Here is an 18,208-nt window from a genome sequence, read left to right on the forward strand (position 1 = left end):
TGGGAGGCGCTTTCCGGCGGAACGATGCGTGAAAAACTTTGGATAGGGCGGCTATCAAAGGCACCTTGAAGTGAGAGCCGCTCTATCGCGATCGGTGCCTGACTATCTAGCTTTTTATCGATTTTCGTTTTAGTGATCTTGAATGATCTGCCTGTATAACGAAAATCGATATAATGAACACAGATGACGATGTTGTATTTTTGGCGGCAGTCAATGCGGGAAGCCTGGCTGAAGCGGCCCGGAGGCTTGGTCTCCAGCCAATGGTTGCCACACGCCGTCTCGCTGCTCTTGAAACAATGCTCGGTGTCCGGCTGCTGCATCGCACGACACGCTCGCTTTCGCTGACACCTGAAGGTGAAACCTTCCTGCCTTTTGCGCGCGCCATGATCGAATATGAAACCGAAGCCAAAGCGCTGCTGCGGGCAGAAGCCAGAGGTGCGGCAGGTCTTTTGCGTGTTTCGGTTCCCGTCGCCTTTGGCCTTTCGCTATGTCACGCCGTCTGTGCCGCAACTTCTTGAGCAGAATCCCGAACTGCGTATCGCGCTTGATCTCACGGATCACTTGCCCGATCTGGTGGCGAGCGGGACGGATCTCGCGATCCGCATTGCCCGGCTGCGCGACAGCAGCCTGATTGCGCAGAAGCTCAGCGACAATCCTCGTTGCATCGTTGCAAGCCCGGACTATCTGGCCAGACGCGGCATACCGCACGCGACTGATGAGATTGCAGAGCATGACTGCCTGCCGCTCGGCTCTGCAACTCACTGGACTTTCTCGACGCCCGAAGGTGAAAAGCACATTCGTCTTAACGCCCGCTTTTCCGCCAACACGATGGAGGGCTGTTATGCCACCTGTCTTGCGGGCGGTGGGCTTGCACTTCTATCGACTTGGTATGTGAGTGAAGATGTGAAGGAGGGGCGTCTGGTCAGGCTCAATATCTGGGCGGTCTATCCGACCACCAGACTGGTTTTGCCGAAGGTCCGGGTTTTCATTGCCGCATTGAGGGAGGCCATTGCGGCATCGGCTGAAAACTTTCACGCGTGAAACCTCAGTAGATTTCCGCGACTGCAAGTTTCGCCCTAACATTTGCCCCGACATTCGCCCCGATATTCGGACGTGTCTGATAACGGCGCCATGCGCTTGGTGTCGTACCGGTGATCCGGCGGAATACGCGCGACAGGTGAGCCTGATCGGAAAGGCCGCAATCAAGCGCGATTTCGCAGAGAGGCGCGTTACTGTTGAGCATCTTGTCCTTGGCAAATTCGACACGGCGCTTAATCACATAATTATGTGGTGAAACGCCGAAGCTGTTCTTGAAGGCTGCCGAGAAATAGCTGGTGCTCAGTTTGACCTGACGCGCCATTTCATCAAGCGAAATCGTGTAGGAAATGCGCTCATCGATAAAGCGGCACACACGCTTGATCTGCCAGGGCGCCAGTCCGCCGACAACGATCCGATCCGCCACATCATTGCTGTCAACCATGCGTGTGCCGAGCAGGCTTGAAGCCTGATTGACCAGATCGATAGCGATTGTCTCATCTTCTTCGAGAAGCTTTACGGCATTCAACAACAGGGCCGAGACCTTGATTGATGTCTCGCTTGCGAACTTGTCGAGGGGAAGGCGTGGCTGCTTGTGATCAACTGGTGTTGCGAAATGTGACATCATCAATCTCCCGTAAAATCGTTGAACTGCGTTGAATATGGGAGGATTTTGGGATGATGTGGCGCGGTACGAAACCGTACTATGAGTGCAAAACCATACACCTGAGTTTTTGCTACTCTATACATGGGTATAGGGTGAGCGGGATTGTGCTTCACCTCGCGCACAAACGAAAAAAGGGGCCAATGGCCCCTTCTTTTGTGTGACTGATCCTGCGATCAGCCGTTGGTACCGCGCAGCGTTTCAAACAGGAACCAGACGCGGCGTTCGCCTTCGTCGATCCAGTTTTCGAGCAGACTTGCTGTTGCCACATCGCCATATTCGTCGCAAAGTTCGTGCAGCACCCGCATACTTTCAACAAGCGCCTTGTTATCGTCGCGCAGCTCGGCGAGCATTTCATGCGGATGCACAAACTCCGCATCATTATCGAGAATACGCTGGTGGCGCGAAATATCGCCGATGGAGCGCAGGGTGTTGCCACCAAGCTTGCGGGCGCGTTCTGCCAGATCGTCGGTGATGGCAAAAATCTGATCGCCCTGTTCATCCAGCAGCAGGTGATAATCGCGGAAATGCGCGCCAGACATATGCCAATGGAAATTCTTGGTCTTGAGATAAATGGCAAACACATCTGCGAGCAGAGCGGTGATGCCGCCGGAAATTTCCTTCACGGCTTCTTCTGAAAAACCGCTTGGTGTCTTGAGAGAAGCAGAGCGACGGGATTTTACATTATCAGTCATGATGATGGTCCTTTCGTTCGTAAATGCATGTTGTCGGTTTGAGAGCAGGGAGATTCCCGAAGGGCTTTAATGAAGGGTGCGGGAAATGATCACGCCTAAGAGCCTGTTCCAAAATGATTTAAGTTATTTCAATGAGTTATGCGCTTGCTATCCTAATGCTACCATTTTCACGCGTGTTAAACCTATTGAACTCCGGGTTGATGGCGATTCTGGGCTACATTTTAAGCCTTTGAATTCATTTCAAACATTATGAGTCAGGCTCTAAGACATTCAATTGGCAGGTCGGCTGGTTCAGTAAACATTTCAAAAACCTCACGTGACCTATGTGCTTCAAAGGGTCATCCTGTCTAATATTTTGCCGAGATCAATTTCGCCAAAATAATGCCTATATAGACTTCCAGATTATTGAACGGCTTTATCAAACTTGAAAAATCCAATTTGTTACAAGATAAACCAGCTAAATCAAACAATTGGTGCAGAGCAGCCGTCGGACTTCAAAAATCAAGTCATAAGGCAGCGTTAATACTCATCGGCTTCGTAGCGTAATCGGCCTCAAGGCAGACTTTCTAGCGTTCCACCCTCAACTAGCACGTGGTCATGACAATATGGAGAAGCTATGGCTATTGCACCATCGGCCAAACTTGTGAACATTACGAAAACTATATAGTACGAAGATGTACGGCATTGTCGGCCAGCAACGCCCGGGACGGAGCGACGAACAGGCCAGCCGAGACACCTTCGTCCGCGTTGCGCTTCTGCATTTCACGGCTGGCGATCACGAGCGTTTTTGGAAAGCCGTGATCACGCAGCCTAACTCACATGGGATCGGCAACCCGCCTTACAAACCCACGTCTCATGAGAAAGACGTGTTGCAAATCTTCGCGGGCATCGAGCGGACCTGACGTGCTCTGACAGGGGCTGTTAAAGCCGCATTGGTCTGTCTACTTCGTCAGTTCGTAACTCTCGTCGAGAAGCACGAAGACCTCTTCACTTGATACGGATCCATCGAGGACAGCGGTGAGCCAGTGCTCCTTGCTCATGTGATAGGCTGGTCTGAAGCCGGGCGACCTCTTGAGGTCATCGACCTTTGCCGGATGGCATTTGACGTCGATGATCTCGACCTCTCCATCGCCCTCAAGACCCAGCTTGTCCCGCAATACATTCATGATCAGCCCAAACCATTTGTTGCCGTCGGCATGGCGAAGGACCGCATAGTGCGGATGTTGATTGCCGCTGAGAAGTGATGGTGTGGATACCCCCTGCCAACGGCATCTCAATGTGCCAAGGTGATGTTGGGTAACGTCACTTGAGAGGAGATATCCATGGAAGAGATTAGCATTATCGGTCTGGATCTTGCAAAGCAGGTTTTTCAGGTTCATGGCGCACGCGTTGACGGCAGCGTTGTTCTGCGTAAAAAACTAACACGCGGACAACTTTTAGCATTTTTTTCAAAGCTGCCAGCCTGCATCGTTGCCATGGAAGCGTGTGCAACGGCCCATTACTGGGCACGCGAGATCGGAGAGTTTGGTCATGAGATCCGGCTGGTCCCACCCGCCTATGTAAAGCCCTTTGTGAAGCGACAGAAAAATGACATTGCTGATGCGGAGGCTATCGCTGAGGCTGCAACGCGTCCAACGATGCGCTTCGTCGAACCTAAAACGCCTGAACAGCAAGCACGCGCAATGGTCTTCCGGACACGCGAGTTATTTGTCCGTCAACGAACCCAAACGATAAATGCCTTACGGGCACATCTGGCTGAACACGGCCTTATCGCGCCAAAAGGCTTGTGGAATCTTTCAAGCATCCGGCAACTTATTGACCAGGCAGAAGATACAGTAGATGGGCTGATAGTGGAAACGGCACGCATCTACCTCGAGCAGATTGAGACATTTTCGACGCAGATTCTACCTCTCGAGGCTGTCCTAAAGAAAGAAGCCGCACGGTCTGGCGCTTCATCGCGTATGATGACCATGCCCGGTCTAGGGCCTATCACGGCTATGGCCATTGAAGCATTCGCTCCTACGCTAACTGTCTTTAGGCGCAGTAGGGATTTTGCTGCATGGCTTGGACTTGTGCGGCGCCAACACTCGAGTGGTGGAAAGCAGATTTTGGGACGCACATCGAAAATGGGGCAGCGTGATATCCGGCGTTTGCTCATAATCGGTGCGATGTCGATAATTCGCTGTGCCAGTAAAAAGACACCAGTACCTAGAACATGGCTTCATGCGATGCTTTTACGTAAACCTAGAATGGTTGGTAAGCGGGGCATATCCGTTGGCGGTGCTATTTCACTGTGCAATTGCGCGCTGACTTGCAATCTACCATAATCCGGTCTGTGACAGAAGATTGCTTCCCATTGCATTTTGAAGAAGGCGCGGATGACAGAGATCGATATTGATAGTCTGGATGAAGCAACGCTTATGGATCTGAACCGGCGCATCGTTGAGCGATTGCAGTTTTTGCATCAGCAGAAGACAACTGCTGCCTTACAGGATATCAGGATCGGCAGCGGTGTGACGTTTGAAGGGCCGGGTGGAGCCTTGGTTCGGGGTTTTGTTATCCGCTGCAATCGCAAGACGGTGACGGTACACACAGATGATGACAAACAGTGGAACGTTTCGCCATCATTGTTGACGCTGACTGGCAAACATATGATGGATGAGGTGTCGATAAAGCGAGGCGGGGTGGTCCCATTTTTGAAGCCTGATCGTCGTCAATGAAGACAGAGCTTGTCAGGCTCTTGCGATGATGAGGCCTGCAAGTTCTGGAATGGCTGGCTTCTGAATGGATATACGAAGCCGATCACCGAGATAATGCCAGAAGGAAAGCCCGAGCTTTTTGCAGGTTTTCATGAGACCCAGCATGGTATCGCGGGCAATACGGCCGTCCCGGCTCATGGTGCCGCCGGAGATCTTGCGTTTGGTGACGCAACTGCGCAGATCATTCTCGGAAGTATTGGTGTGCAACGGGATCTCGGGTCGTTCGAGAATTTTCAGCAATTCCTGTTTACGGCGCAGTAAGTGCGTCAAAAGCTTATCCAGATCAGCATAACCGGTGCGGATGGAAAAGATCCGATCGAACCTGACTTCAAGGGCCTGAGCTGCACGTCGGCTGGGACTTCGGGCAAAGTCTTTCAAAAGCTTGTAAAAGAGCCAGATGAGTTTGCGCAGCGTTTCGACATGTCCTACCTGCTGAGGCGTTGCTGGCATCAGCTTGTGCAACAAGCGTTCAGCATGCACCCAGCACAGAGCATGGTCCCCAACCCGGAACTGCCCCGCATCGTCAAAGACAATCACCGTATTGCCCATAAGCCCGTGATATCGGATAGCTCCCCATAGACCAGCTTCACCGAACATGCGGAGCGTATTGTTGTCGAAGATATCGACGCCATTTCTGAGCAGATGCTCAAGACATGGCACCTGATTGGGAAAGTGCTGTGGTTTGCGGGGTTGTAAGCGGGCTATGAGTGCAGGATCCGCTTTACGCGCCAGCAAATAATCGAATGCTGCATCGTTAAGAACATAGTCGGTATAATTGCCATGCAGCAGCGACAGAAAGTTCAGCCGTGATTTCGTCTTTGTGGTGCGAAAGACGCTAAAATGCGCGTTGCCGATATGAGTAGTATAGAAGTTATCGCGGGCATGACGAGCACCGGTGTCGTCGACCGTTACATAGTCTGCCGACACCAGACCAGTATGCAGAACCGCAGCATCCTCAGCGATAAAACCATCCAGGTTCCTGGTTAGCAGACGAACAACCTGTCGTTTCGAGATATCCACGCCGATATCGTTCAACAGCGTCGATAGTCGTTCCATCGTCACCTGGCCTTGTGCATGAAGCATTAAACAGAACCGCCGCAGATTGGGTCCGTAGCCGCCGACAATTCCGGCAGGCAGCGACGCAAGGATTGTTTTACCGTCCGGGGTCACCCAGCATTCGCGCCGGTAATGAATAACTTCAGCGCGCAAAACAACGTCGCGCACGTAATAGCTTTTGTAGCCCTTAAAGCGTGATCCAACCGGAGCATTGGCACGAAGAACAACGTCACGGTCAACGCGTCCGACATCCAGCTTTGGTCCACGCGGTTTCTTCTTGCTTGCCTGCTTATCCTGAGCCTGCACGTCAGTTGCCTTGTCCATGCCTGACGGTTTGAACGGTGGCCGTGGCGGCAGGTTTTTCAGCCGTGCAATCTCATCGCGAAGCAGTTGGTTTTCAACTTTAAGCTGGGTGTTTTCCAGACGGAGCTCGGCATTCTCTTTACGGAGTGCGGCATTCTCAGCTTCCAGATTCTCAAAGCGAGCCTCTGCATGTTCTGCTTTCTCAACCAGACCTGTGACCAGACTGCGCAACGCATTCAGTGAAAGCGTGTCAGCATGCTTGGGCGAGGGAAGCGTTCTCTTCGGCATACCAAAAGAGAATCATGATTTGCCAAAATCAGGAATCCCATAGGCATGAAATATCGATGCGAAACTCGCGATATGCACAGTGTTTGATATTTCTGACTTCGACTCAAAAACAAGATCCACCCACCAAATCTGCCCCAGTTACTGCTGTCGCCGCTGGCCCGCGCCCGCGAAGCTTCGGCGCGTCTTGATGAGGGGCGTGTGTTGATTTGCGCGATGGATTGAACCACCTTTGTGTTCCCCGGTGCCCGAGTCCATCGTGAGGAATTTGGCGCGATTTCAAGATCCTAAATGTATTCATGTGGATCACAGTAAGACGCAAAAATGGTTCAAATGACGGCAGAACTCGACAGCTAGAGCCTTGCCAGCACCTTTAGACTACGCAATGTGGGAACGATACGACTACACGTGTGTTCTCTCTACACTCAAAATCGAGAAGGGAAATGGGTCATTTCTATTCAGCACAACTTCAGGCTTCATCGCGCTGTTGTCATAAAGCGAGCTGCGGCTAATGCAAATCCAGCCGGATTTTCTGAAACACACGACTCGAGAGGTTTGAGACTATGACCGTCGTCCTTGCGACAGTTTGCGAAGATGGAGTGGTGCTTGGCTCTGACTCTCAGATTACGGACGAGGGGAGAGGGATGACATACCCGGCCGAGAAGCTGCACCCTTTGGGCGAGCTAGCGGCTTGGGGCGGAAGTGGCGCGCGATCGGTGCTGTTCGACGTCGAACGGTGTTTCAGTGAAAACAGTGCGGCTATTTTGGAGGCCCCGGATATCGGACGCGCGTTGCAAGAACAGGTACTCCCGATCCTGCACCATCACTACGACACGTTCATCTCGGACGTTCCGGGCGAAGAAGGAGGCGGCTCGCCATCGGCCTACGTGATGGCTGCCGGGTGGCGCAAAGGTGAGCCGTGGATTGTTGAGATAACGCCTTCTGGCATGATCGGGCACTACGCCGATATCGGATTCCACGCGATCGGCAGCGGTGCGGCAATGGCACAGCAAGCCGGATCGCTTCTGTCTCACTTCAATTTCACCGAGCGGTCGATGCGCTTCGGTTGCGCGGCGGTCCTGCGTGTTTTGGAAGCGCTCGACCTATCGTCCCCCACCGTCGGTAAGCCATTCAGTCTATGTCGTATCGACCAGGACGGTGCGCACCACCTCAGTGACAAAGAGATTGAGCAAGTGACCAAGGACGTGCGTCAATGGGAGGAGGCCGAACAAGCCGTAATCGCTAAAATATTCGATTGACCAACCTTGATGCAAATTGAACGAGCGAGATGAAGGCGTTCAATATTCGCCTACATTCTTGACTTGTTGACTGGCAGGATCAGAGCGCTGAGATATAGTCTGTATCGTCACCGGTGTTCTGACACCACATTCTGTTTGATTTTGTGTTCTGTCATTGAGTGTTAACGAATGAACAGAACGGAGTTTCTCTCAATGGATCAGAGTAAGCGCGATAGCAATCGCCAGTGACCAGCTGATTCAAAAAATCCGGATTGTTTCGGAAAGCTTGCGCCCTGGCGTGACGGTGCAGGAGGTTGCCGATTGTTAACCGCTTGAAGCTGTCGGGTTGAAGCACGGCTGGTGTTGACTCTACGTCAAAATTCTCCCGAAAATGCATATAACGGATCAGTCCGTGCCACCAATTGAGCCTCGGTTTCAAATCCACCAGTTCATGCCCGCTTTAAAGGAACCAATGTTTCTGACTTGCAATCAATACGTCACCCAATAACAGGAGCCAGTGGTTCACATCCCTTTAAGTGTATGACAGAGCGTGCAGATCGCGCCAAGCCGCACACCTGTCCGCTCATTTCACTGAAAGCGCCCTGCGCGCGAGTATTATCCAGATGAGATTTCTTTATCCGTGTAAAACTCTGCGGCGGTCGAGTTCATTTATTCTCTCATTTTTGATTGAAAAGCGAGGGTTGCGGCTGACAAGTCCGCCAGCGCGGTACCTACTGCTTTAAATAGCGTTATCTCTTCGTTGTTGGAGCGCCCAATAGCAGTACCTGACGTCAGATCCGCTAATTTTGCTTGAACATGACTACGATTAATAACGCCTTCCTTAATAGGCTGAACGATGTCTCCACCTTCGTGAAACACTTCTTCGGTATCGATAAAGACCTTGGCCATTGACACGCACTCATCATCGGTTTCGCGCATTTCCGAAGTAAATGCGCCAATCAGATCCACATGTGTACCTGGGCGTAACCAATTACCGCATATGAGTGGCGCATGAGAAAGTGTGGCGGACGAAATAATGTCGGCTTCATTCACGGCCTCCTTGAGAGAGGCAACAATTTCGCAATTATACCCTTTCTCTCTCAAAGCATCTACAAGTCTTTGTGCACTAACAATATTGATGTCCCAAATTCTAATTTTCTTGATGTCACGAATAGCTTTGTAGGCCTCGGGGATTAGACTGGAAATACGTCCTGAACCTAGTACAAGAAGCGATTCTGCATCTGGGCGAGCGAGATAATCAGCCGCGAGTGCAGAAACGGCCACGGTACGCAAACCAGTGATCGTATTGCCATCCATCGCCGCAAGATGTTCACCTGTATTGCCATCAAACAAATTATACGTGGAATTTAATGCAGGCTTCCCCAATTCGGCGTTACCTGGAAAAATGTTGACCTGTTTTACACCCATGTACCGGGTGTTCCCCGGAGGAGACCAAGCGGGCATCAACAATAAAGTGCCTTGCTGATTGTTTAAGCCCGCGATGGAGTGATGTTCACGGGCAGGAGCGCTGCACCCAATCGTAAATGATGTCCGCAACGCTTCAATAAGTTGTTTCATAGGAAGTAACGTCGAAAGCTCATGCTGAGAGAGAGAAACAGGCATGATCGTCATAAAAATTCCCCATTCGCTTCGTTGTTGGTTGCGCTAAATGTCGAGTACGAGATCACTTGTTGGCCGCGCTTGGCAGGTCAGACAGATATTCGGATCATCAGGTTCTGAGCCATGCATGTGTTGAACAGTTCCGGATACAATTCTGACAGCACAGCTTTCACACTGGCCAACGCGGCATCCGCTGGGCAAGGCAACCCCCATCTTCTCAGCAAAATCAAGAATAGGTCCTTGCGAGGCCGACCATTCAGCGTTCTTCGACCGACCAAATTGAATCTGAAAGGACTTGCCGTCATCCATCATCGTTTCTGGCGGAGAGCGAAACACTTCATTGAAAATGTCGAACTTTGGAACACCGCGACTTTGAAGTCCTTCAGAAAATGCATGCATCATGCCCGGTGGTCCACACATATAAATTCGTGGACGCATTTTGATCAGCTCGTCACTTATCATCGTGGCGCTAACGCGCTGATTGCTGTAGTAATCCCTCCCTTCGACATCCTCGGCGAGAGGAGCGTCATAGAAGTCAAATACATGGAAATTTGGCAGTCTGTTTTTGTGTTCGCGTATTCGACTGCGGAAGGCATGCGTTCGACTATTAAGATTGCCATAAAGCAAGCTGATTTGAATCTCGTCCTTGTCGGGCAGGGATTCAAGCAGACTTATAAAAGGTGTTATACCTATACCGCCTGCAAGGAAAATAAGCGGCTGAGGCGAAAATCTTGGAATAATAAAGTTGCCTGATGGCGCTCTCAGATTAACTGTGTCGCCGTCTTTCAAGGCGTGATGAATTTGGCTGGACATCTTTCCTTCGAAGTATTTTCCGTCTTTAGTCACCCCTTTTTGGTGTCTGACAGAAATGCTGTAGGTTGTCCTTGCACTGACCGTGGCGGCTCCTGTCAACGAGTATGCTCTGCTCAGTCCGTTATCATCACCTATCTGGATTTGAATATGCTGTCCGGGACGAAAATCCGGAAGTTCTTCACCATCAATGGTTTCGAATATCAGGCTCCGCACGCCATCTGCTTCGATCGTTGACTGCCTTACACTAAATTCTTTCCATCCTTTCCAAGACCTCTGACGCAGTTCAGTGAGCGGGTCCAATTCTATATTGCATCTGAATGATCTGTGGGGAATTGATCCGCTTATCGGATCGACTGCGTCGGCGGATATCAAGCTATTGGCGTTACTGTTGTAAGGACCCTGAGCAGAAAGTTCGGCGCGATCCATTTCAGGGCACGACTGCCACCAGCCGAATTCAGCCACGACAACGTCGTCTGCAAGACCCGGCGTGGGTTTGGCCACAAAGCGGGCTGCGCCATTTCTCGTAGAAATGCGGATCCAGTCACCGCTTTGAATGCCGCGCTCTTTCGCCAGACCTTCACCGATTTCTGCAACGGGATCGGGCGCTCGCTTTCTCAATGAGGCGAGACTACGGTGTTGACTATGGCAGTAGTATCCATTCTTTGCTGAACTTAAGACCAGAGGAAATTTTCTGCGCAGACCTTTGCGCTCTAAGATTTCATCTTCAGCGGGGGGGATGAAAGTCGGTATCCCAGGCTGCCCGTTGCGCTGCAACAATTCCGAATACAGTTCAATACGTCCTGTTTCAGTGTCAAAGGCTCGAACTCTGTTCTGATCATCGTGATGAGGTAGACTATATTTACGCTCTCTAGAATCTATCTGTGTTTTTACGCCTTTTGGAGCAATGCGGAGCGTTTCAACAGTGTGTCCGAGGGGCTCAAGCATATAGTTCCACCCATTCTCCAGACTGCCGTCGAAGAACTCTTTTGCCATTCCCATTCTAGCCGCGAGATCAAAAATGATATCGTTGTCCGAACGAGATTCTCCGCGAGGTTCGACCATTCGTTGACGCAACTGAACCAGAGACGCTGCATCATCGCTGATCTCAAAGCCGAAGCGAATGCCTTCATGCTCCCAAGGCGTATTCACTGGAAGAAATATGTCGGCATACTTAGCCGCGGGTGTTTCAAATAAATCGCAGTGGACATGAAACTCAAGCTTATTAAGTGCTTCTTCTGCGAGCGAACTGTCAGCTTGAGAAATAGGCAAATTTGTACCAAAAGCCATCATTGCTCGTATGCTGTAAGGCTCACCATGGATTATGGCTTTGTACATATCACGGGCTGTTACCCAGCCCATAGAGGCTGGACCAATAGGCCTCATTTCCGCGCCTAATGTTTTGGAAAATTGCTTTTCAGTCAGTTTTTCCAGTGCATTGACTGGCCGATAGTACGGGCCGCGGCGTACGCGGTTGCCGCCGATAAGATCAAAACTTCCTGTAAGCGCATAGAGTGTTGCAACGGCTCGTTCTGTCTGCGTTGCGTTGCTGTGCTGCCCGATACCTGTCCAAGCATGGTAAGAAATACGATTACCACTTCGGATTAATGCCGCGGCTGCTTTCAGTGCTACCGGAGGTACCCCTGTAAGGCGCTCGACCGTTTCAGCATCATAACTGGCCGTAGCGCATGACAACAATTCGAATACCGGTCGACAGGACAGCACTTTTTTGGCACCAACAGCCAGCTTCACGTCCACCTTGCCCTTTAGTGCAAAGCGGTTTGTCAGCACAGAAGATGGAGATTTTATAGCGTCTACCGGGGTCGGTACGCCTGACATGGCATCCCAGGCAACATACCGGTTTTCTGTAGCATCCGGCCAGAGCGTTTGTTCCCTCAAGAACAACCCATTGTCGTCGCGCACGAGCAATGGTGCATTTGTCCAGTCACGCAGAAAGCGCTCATTATAAAGCTGCTCTTGAATCATTATTCTCAGCAATCCAAGCGCCAGCGCACCATCTGTTCCGGGCCTTACCGGAAGCCATACATCCGCCTGTTTCGCGAGAGCTGTTGGGCGAGGATCAACCACGATCAACTTAGCCCCTTTTGCACGGCCTATAGAAATTGCGCTGGCTTGTGCAAGCCAGGTGTTTGTTGGATTATGGCCCCACAAAACGATTGTATCGGAATTGGAATAATCGGCGGGGGGTATTCCGCATCCAAACGTAAATGCATGAGCGAAATCCTTATGCCAATTGCAGATTTCGGTGCCATAGCATGTGTTTGGACTGCCAAAACTCCGGATAAATCTCTCAATCCAATCGATGCTGTCGGAGAGGGGAGTGCCACTGGGCGTTGTCACAGAAAACGCAACTGCCTCTGCACCACTTTCTTGTTTAATCGAAGAAAGACGAGTCGCTGTTTCAGATAGCGCCTCTTCCCAGCTTATGCGCTCCCAGCAAGGGTCCGGTGACCCCTTGGGAGAAGTCCGGCGCATAGGATATAACTGCCGGTGGGGACTATGAACGAGTTCTGGTGCTGCGCGTCCTTTCATGCACATTGCACTGCCTGTTGGATGGGACGTGTCTGGCCGAACCGAAACAAGCTGGCCATTTTCAACAGTATTGATCGTGCCGCATCTTGAGCGACACAGTGTGCAATAGCCAGAAATTTCTGTTCCCAAGGCATACCTCTTTTTGGTAGCGCATTATTGTAGCGCACTACATGGCTTCAGTTTTGTTACGCTGTCAAGCCGTTGGGTGAATGAATTAATTAAAAATAGGCGCTTGACAGACGCGCAAGTAGTGCGTCACTGTGGTGCATCACAAAGTTCGGCATAGATCGATCGTGGGGAACGTTTAGATGACGCAGAAGTCTTTTTCGTAGGAACCTACGATTAGGAAAAGGCTCGCTTTTACCCAACGTACTGTTTCTGTGCCAAGCGTAACTATCGACTTTCTGACTGTGGTTGGACAGAGCGAGGATTCGACATGGCGGTGCTTGAGGCACAAAATATCAGCATTTCATTCAACGGATTTTACGCCGTAAAGAACGTAAATTTCACGCTGAAAAAGGGTACTATTCAAGCTGTCATCGGTCCGAACGGAGCAGGAAAGACTACGCTTTTCAATCTTTTGACCAAGTTCCTGCAACCTACTGAAGGACGGATACTGCACGATGGCACGGACGTTACTGTGCTTAAGCCGTCTGCGATTGCACGGCGCGGGGTGCTTCGTTCATTTCAGATTTCTGCTGTCTTTCAGGCGCTGACAGTGCGTGAAAATATTGAACTCGCACTCCTCCGACGCAATCGTTTGGAGTGGCGATTGCTAGGGCAAGCTAGAAACAATCGCCAATTGGTTCAAAGATCTGATGAAATTCTCGAAGAATTTGGCTTCTCCGCTGAAGCGGCGGTTCATGTAGGCCAGCTTTCATACGGACGCAAACGAGTTCTTGAACTTGCGACCACGGTCGCTGCGGATCCGAACGTTCTATTACTAGATGAGCCTATGGCCGGGCTAGGGCGAGAAGACATTGATCGGGTCGCTGATCTTATTCGTAAGGCTGGACAAGGTAGAACTGTGCTGCTCGTTGAACATAATATGCAGGTTGTGTCCCGCCTCGCTGACCAAATTACAGTTATGGTTCGTGGTCAGGTTCTTGCTGAGGGTACTTATACGGAAGTTTCAAATCGGCCTGATGTTATAGCAGCTTACACGGGAGGGGCTCACTGATGGCCGAAGTTCTGACGGTGAGCAAGCTTGAAGCTTGGTACGGTGAATCCAAGGTTCTCCACGGCATGAATTTTAGGCTTACGCAAGGAGAGGTCGTTACGTTGCTAGGACGCAATGGTGCAGGAAAGTCCACGACGCTGAAATCTTTGATGGGCCTGATGAAGTTGCGTAAAGGCTCGATACTATACAATAATGAGCAAATCATTTCCTCCCAAGCCTATGATATTGCGCGAAAAGGTATTGCGTTCTGCCCGGAAGATAGAGGAATTTTTTCAAGTCTTAGCGTGCGCGAAAATTTGATGCTTCCACCTAAGATAGCGCCAAACGGAATGGAAGTTGAAGATATCCTCCAGCTGTTTCCAAATTTACGCGAACGGATTGATAGCCCGGGTACAAAACTCTCCGGTGGTGAACAGCAAATGTTAGCCTTGGCGAGAATTCTTAGAACCGGTGCAAGGATTCTTCTGCTTGATGAGCCTACCGAAGGTCTGGCACCGATCATTATCAAGCAGATTGAAAACACTATTATAAAACTTAAGGCACTGGGATTTACGATACTTCTTGTCGAGCAAAATGTAGGCTTTGCACACGCCCTCGCAGACCGAAACTATATCGTAGAAACCGGTACAATCGTGGACGAAGTCGCTGCGGCGGACTTCGAGCGTCGCCTTCCTTCCATCCAAAGTTATCTGGGCCTTTGATCTCCAGTATGTATAGGAACTAAGCATGGTCACTATATTCGGTATCCCAACTGCTCTGCTCTTTGGTCAGTTGTTACTGGGGATTATCAACGGGGCTTTTTACGCTACATTGAGCCTCGGCCTGGCTGTTATCTTTGGGATGATGAACATCGCCAATTTCGCTCATGGCGCTTTGTATATGATGGGTGCGGTATTAGCCTGGCTTTTGTTGAACTCAATGGGGATCGGATATTGGCCGGCACTCCTACTCTGTCCTTTGATAGTGGGTGCATTTGGTATGTTGATGGAGCGCTTCATACTAAGGCGCGTAAGTCATATCGATCATCTCTACGGTATGCTTCTCACATTTGGAATGGCGCTTGTAATTCAGGGTGTGTTTCGCTTTTGGTTCGGGTCATCTGGTCTTCCATACGCGATCCCGAGTTCTTTGTCGGGCGGAGTAAATCTTGGTTTTATGTTCCTACCCTATTACCGAGCATGGGTTATCGTTGCGTCACTTGGAATCTGCTTAGTGACTTGGTTCACGATCGAGAAAACAAAGTTGGGTTCGTATCTGCGTGCAGCGACTGAGAATCCAGAACTTGTGCAGGCTTTCGGTATTAAAGTGCCATTGATGATAATGCTCGTGTATGGTGCTGGCGCGGCATTGGCAGCATTTGCAGGAGTTCTAGCTGCTCCCATTCTCCAAGTAAATCCAACTATGGGAGCTGACATCTTAATCGTCATTTTCGCTGTGGTTGTTATCGGCGGATTGGGCTCGATTAAGGGAGCCATCGTTGCTGGGTTTGCAGCAGGGATTCTTGAGGGCTTAACAAAAGCATTTTACCCGGAAGCATCGACAACAGTTGTGTTCCTTTTGATGGCACTCGTTCTTCTGGTGAAGCCCACAGGTCTGTTCGGCGCAAAAACATATACCAGCGGTACTGTCATGGCGCTTCCAACCTTTGCTAAGGAAACGCCCCTTTTGAGGTGGGCAATGTTTGGAACAATGGCGGTATGCTTGGCAATTGCTCCATTATTTGTTTATCCGGCATTCCTAATGAAAGCCATGACATATGGTTTATTCGCTTGTGCTTTTAATCTTATGGCGGGCTACGGAAAACTGGTATCTTTTGGACATGCGATGTTCTTAGGTACTGCTGGATACGTGACCGCTTATGCTGCGAAAACGTGGGGGTTCTCGCCGGAATTGGCAATCCTTGCCGGAACTTTCACAGCAGCAATACTAGGGCTCGCGGCGGGTTGGCTCTGCACTCGGTCAAGTGGCGTTTACTTCGCGATGATTTCACTCGCTCTTGCGCAGATGATTTACTTTCTGGCGCTGCAATTACCTCAGACTGGAGGAGAAGATGGGATTCAAAGCGTTCCGCGTGGATTGCTTTTTGGACTTTTCGACCTGAGCGATCCAACAGTGCTCTATACCTTCGTACTCGTGATATTTTTAAGCGGCTTCCTGTTCCTTTCCGGGCTCGTTCGCTCACCTTTCGGCCAGGTTCTCAAAGCTATTCGTGAACATGAGCCAAGAGCCCAGTCGTTAGGATTTGCGACCGAACGATACAAATTGGCGGCATTTGTGATTTCCGCAGCTTTGTCAGGATTAGCTGGGTCGACAAAAGTCATCGTTACACAAATCGCGAGCCTCACCGACGTACATTGGACAATGTCGGGTGAAGTAATCCTCATGACGTTTCTCGGAGGCGTTGGTACGCTCTACGGGCCGGTCGTAGGCTCTTTTATTGTGGTGGCCATGCAAAATTATCTCGCCTCGCTAGGAGCTTGGGTCACCGTCATTCACGGCGCTGTATTTGTTTGCTGCATTCTTCTTTTCCGCCGAGGGATCGTTGGAGAACTAATCTCATGGGTTTCTGCCCGTAAGGTGAAGAACCCAAACAAAAGGGATCTGCCAGTTCGGGGAGAGGCGGCGCAAGACGTTTAGTACGTATGATACAAACCTCAATGCTAACCAAAAGGTAGCTAAAAATGGGCAATGAAAAAAGATACTCTCGGACGCGCCTCGCACTAGCAGCTGTTGCAGGTATTGGCTTAGGCAGTTTTCCGGCACAGGCTGCGGGCATAAGCGACGATGTCGTTAAGGTTGGGGTTCTAACCGATATGTCAGGGGTTTATTCTGATATGAACGGAAACGGCTCGGTGATTGCTGCACAAATGGCAATTGAGGATTTTGGTAAGTCAGTATTAGATAGACCTATCGAACTTATAAGTGCTGATCATCAGATGAAGGCAGACGTTGGGACGGGGATTGCTCATCGATGGATCGATAACGAGAAAGTCGATGTGTTCGTCGATCTGACCAACAGCGCAATTGCGCTTGCCGTCCAAGACATTGCCAAAGAAGCCAATAGAGTGGCGATTTTCACATCTCCAGGAACGACAGAGCTTACTGGAGCTAAGTGCTCGCCCACAGGTTTTCATTGGGTTTATGATAACTACTCCAACGGTGTCGGGCCGGTGAAGGCCCTCTTGGAACAGGGCAAAAAGAGCTGGTACTTCATTGTGTCCGATTTTGCCTTCGGGCACTCTCTGGAGGCCATTGCTAAGAAAGCCGTGGAAGAAGGCGGGGGTACCGTGGTCGGTTCAGTGCGTCACCCACTTAATGCGCCCGACTTTAGCGCCTTCTTGCTTCCCGCCCAGGCATCGGGGGCTGATGCTATCTTGGTTGCAGGATCGGGACGCGACTTGTCGACACTTGTGAAGCAAGCCAACGAGTTCGGTGTGGTAGCTGGAGGGCAGACGATCACTGCTCCTGTAATGTTCCTGACCGACATCCATGCCATGGGGCTGGATCAGGCACAAGGCATATCCTTTATTGATGGGTTTTACTGGGATCGCACCGATGATACCCGAGCCTTTGCTAAGCGGTTTGGTGAGCGCAACGGTGGAAAAATGCCTACCAGCATCCAAGCTGGCGTTTATTCCAGCGTAATGCATTACCTAAAGGCTGTGAAAGCGGCGGGTTCGGATGAGGCGAAGGCAGTTTCAGCGAAAATGCGGGAGCTCCCGGTACAGGATTTCTTCGCAGAGAACGGCATAGTTCGCGAAGATGGTCGCATGGTGCACGATATGTATTTGGTCAAAGTGAAATCGCCTGCCGAATCCAAAAAACCATGGGATTACGAGGAGATCATTGCGACTATTAAAGGCGATGATATTTTCTTACCCATTTCCGAAAGCAAGTGCCCGCTCGTAACAAACTAACTGTTCGGGGGAGGGGCTTTCACCGCTCCCCCTGATAAACCGTTGCGGCAAATTGTTGTTACTTGTATCAAACAGCGGTCTAGCAAATAATGC

15 protein-coding genes and 2 pseudogenes are annotated in these 18,208 nt (G+C 50.6%); 11 read left to right on the top strand and 6 right to left on the bottom strand.

From position 1 onward, the window contains the following. Positions 1 to 173 precede the first annotated feature (173 nt). Positions 174 to 518: a LysR family transcriptional regulator gene (locus tag RI570_RS20895; RefSeq protein ID WP_313830771.1), complete on the top strand. Its 345-nt coding sequence runs from the start codon at positions 174 to 176 to the stop codon at positions 516 to 518. Beyond that, entirely contained in the window at positions 502 to 1,041 is a 540-nt protein-coding gene (locus RI570_RS20900) for a substrate binding domain-containing protein (protein ID WP_313830772.1), read from the top strand. Before RI570_RS20895 ends, RI570_RS20900 begins: the two co-directional genes overlap by 17 nt. Positions 1,042 to 1,045: 4 nt before the next feature. On the opposite strand, the gene RI570_RS20905 is transcribed toward RI570_RS20900, so the two are convergent. Together RI570_RS20905 and RI570_RS20910 are read right to left on the bottom strand one after the other, a co-directional pair. Next, the gene (locus RI570_RS20905) at positions 1,046 to 1,663 is read right to left on the bottom strand and encodes an AraC family transcriptional regulator (RefSeq protein ID WP_313830773.1); all 618 of its coding nucleotides are present in this window, start codon (positions 1,661 to 1,663) and stop codon (positions 1,046 to 1,048) included. 212 nt (positions 1,664 to 1,875) lie between these two features. Continuing rightward, on the bottom strand, positions 1,876 to 2,394 hold the full coding sequence (locus RI570_RS20910) for a Dps family protein (RefSeq protein ID WP_007877542.1): 519 nt from the start codon (positions 2,392 to 2,394) through the stop codon (positions 1,876 to 1,878). A gap of 674 nt (positions 2,395 to 3,068) precedes the next feature. Between RI570_RS20910 and RI570_RS20915 the strand changes: the two genes are divergently transcribed. Continuing rightward, positions 3,069 to 3,296 (top strand): hypothetical protein, encoded by a 228-nt coding sequence (locus RI570_RS20915; protein WP_313830774.1) that lies wholly within the window; start codon positions 3,069 to 3,071, stop codon positions 3,294 to 3,296. A 39-nt stretch (positions 3,297 to 3,335) separates the two neighbouring features. Here RI570_RS20915 and RI570_RS20920 read toward each other — a convergent pair whose 3' ends face one another. Further along, positions 3,336 to 3,773, bottom strand: coding sequence for an MmcQ/YjbR family DNA-binding protein (locus RI570_RS20920; RefSeq protein WP_313830775.1), 438 nt, complete (start codon positions 3,771 to 3,773; stop codon positions 3,336 to 3,338). On the opposite strand from RI570_RS20920, the pseudogene RI570_RS20925 reads away from it, so the two are divergent. Beyond that, positions 3,717 to 4,649, top strand: a pseudogene (locus RI570_RS20925) (IS110 family transposase); the annotation flags it as partial. The gene RI570_RS20920 and the pseudogene RI570_RS20925 overlap by 57 nt on opposite strands. A 108-nt stretch (positions 4,650 to 4,757) precedes the next feature. Beyond that, positions 4,758 to 5,114, top strand: a complete 357-nt coding sequence (locus RI570_RS20930) for a hypothetical protein (protein WP_313830776.1) — start codon at positions 4,758 to 4,760, stop codon at positions 5,112 to 5,114. 12 nt (positions 5,115 to 5,126) lie between these two features. Here the strand turns inward: RI570_RS20930 and RI570_RS20935 are convergent, their stop codons facing one another. After that, positions 5,127 to 6,800: a transposase gene (locus RI570_RS20935; RefSeq protein ID WP_313830777.1), complete on the bottom strand. Its 1,674-nt coding sequence runs from the start codon at positions 6,798 to 6,800 to the stop codon at positions 5,127 to 5,129. A gap of 641 nt (positions 6,801 to 7,441) precedes the next feature. Here RI570_RS20935 and RI570_RS20940 point away from each other — a divergent pair. Continuing rightward, positions 7,442 to 8,056 carry a proteasome protein gene (locus RI570_RS20940; protein WP_313830778.1) on the top strand — a complete coding sequence of 205 codons (615 nt, stop codon included), beginning with the start codon at positions 7,442 to 7,444 and terminating at the stop codon, positions 8,054 to 8,056. Positions 8,057 to 8,704: 648 nt separating this feature from the next. Here the strand turns inward: RI570_RS20940 and RI570_RS20945 are convergent. Continuing rightward, entirely contained in the window at positions 8,705 to 9,667 is a 963-nt protein-coding gene (locus tag RI570_RS20945) for an ornithine cyclodeaminase family protein (RefSeq protein ID WP_313830779.1), read from the bottom strand. Between the two features lie 33 nt (positions 9,668 to 9,700). Further along, entirely contained in the window at positions 9,701 to 13,147 is a 3,447-nt protein-coding gene (locus RI570_RS20950) for a molybdopterin-dependent oxidoreductase (protein ID WP_313830780.1), read from the bottom strand. A 307-nt stretch (positions 13,148 to 13,454) separates the two neighbouring features. Between RI570_RS20950 and RI570_RS20955 the strand changes: the two genes are divergently transcribed. The 5 genes and pseudogenes from RI570_RS20955 (at position 13,455) to RI570_RS20975 (ending at position 18,115) form a co-directional block, all read left to right on the top strand. Beyond that, positions 13,455 to 14,198 (top strand): ABC transporter ATP-binding protein, encoded by a 744-nt coding sequence (locus tag RI570_RS20955; protein ID WP_313830781.1) that lies wholly within the window; start codon positions 13,455 to 13,457, stop codon positions 14,196 to 14,198. Beyond that, positions 14,198 to 14,899: an ABC transporter ATP-binding protein gene (locus tag RI570_RS20960; RefSeq protein ID WP_313830782.1), complete on the top strand. Its 702-nt coding sequence runs from the start codon at positions 14,198 to 14,200 to the stop codon at positions 14,897 to 14,899. The genes RI570_RS20955 and RI570_RS20960 overlap by 1 nt, the downstream gene beginning before the upstream one ends. 25 nt (positions 14,900 to 14,924) lie before the next feature. After that, positions 14,925 to 15,800, top strand: a pseudogene (locus RI570_RS20965) (branched-chain amino acid ABC transporter permease); the annotation flags it as partial. Between the two features lie 138 nt (positions 15,801 to 15,938). Next, positions 15,939 to 16,835 carry a branched-chain amino acid ABC transporter permease gene (locus RI570_RS20970; RefSeq protein ID WP_313830829.1) on the top strand — a complete coding sequence of 299 codons (897 nt, stop codon included), beginning with the start codon at positions 15,939 to 15,941 and terminating at the stop codon, positions 16,833 to 16,835. A 44-nt stretch (positions 16,836 to 16,879) separates the two neighbouring features. Beyond that, entirely contained in the window at positions 16,880 to 18,115 is a 1,236-nt protein-coding gene (locus tag RI570_RS20975; RefSeq protein ID WP_313830783.1) for an ABC transporter substrate-binding protein, read from the top strand. Positions 18,116 to 18,208: the final 93 nt, after the last annotated feature.

It is taken from the genome of Brucella pseudogrignonensis, from assembly GCF_032190615.1.
GTDB classification, from domain to species: Bacteria; Pseudomonadota; Alphaproteobacteria; order Rhizobiales; family Rhizobiaceae; genus Brucella; species Brucella pseudogrignonensis_B.

Coding starts and splice junctions, on each gene's coding strand:
- RI570_RS20895 (WP_313830771.1), top strand. CDS start 174: ATGAACACAGATGACGATGTTGTATTTTTGGCGGCAGTCAATGCGGGA.
- RI570_RS20905 (WP_313830773.1), bottom strand. CDS start 1,663: ATGATGTCACATTTCGCAACACCAGTTGATCACAAGCAGCCACGCCTT.
- RI570_RS20910 (WP_007877542.1), bottom strand. CDS start 2,394: ATGACTGATAATGTAAAATCCCGTCGCTCTGCTTCTCTCAAGACACCA.
- RI570_RS20915 (WP_313830774.1), top strand. CDS start 3,069: ATGTACGGCATTGTCGGCCAGCAACGCCCGGGACGGAGCGACGAACAG.
- RI570_RS20920 (WP_313830775.1), bottom strand. CDS start 3,773: ATGAACCTGAAAAACCTGCTTTGCAAGATCCAGACCGATAATGCTAAT.
- RI570_RS20935 (WP_313830777.1), bottom strand. CDS start 6,800: ATGCCGAAGAGAACGCTTCCCTCGCCCAAGCATGCTGACACGCTTTCA.
- RI570_RS20940 (WP_313830778.1), top strand. CDS start 7,442: ATGACATACCCGGCCGAGAAGCTGCACCCTTTGGGCGAGCTAGCGGCT.
- RI570_RS20945 (WP_313830779.1), bottom strand. CDS start 9,667: ATGACGATCATGCCTGTTTCTCTCTCTCAGCATGAGCTTTCGACGTTA.
- RI570_RS20955 (WP_313830781.1), top strand. CDS start 13,455: ATGGCGGTGCTTGAGGCACAAAATATCAGCATTTCATTCAACGGATTT.
- RI570_RS20960 (WP_313830782.1), top strand. CDS start 14,198: ATGGCCGAAGTTCTGACGGTGAGCAAGCTTGAAGCTTGGTACGGTGAA.
- RI570_RS20970 (WP_313830829.1), top strand. CDS start 15,939: ATGAAAGCCATGACATATGGTTTATTCGCTTGTGCTTTTAATCTTATG.
- RI570_RS20975 (WP_313830783.1), top strand. CDS start 16,880: ATGGGCAATGAAAAAAGATACTCTCGGACGCGCCTCGCACTAGCAGCT.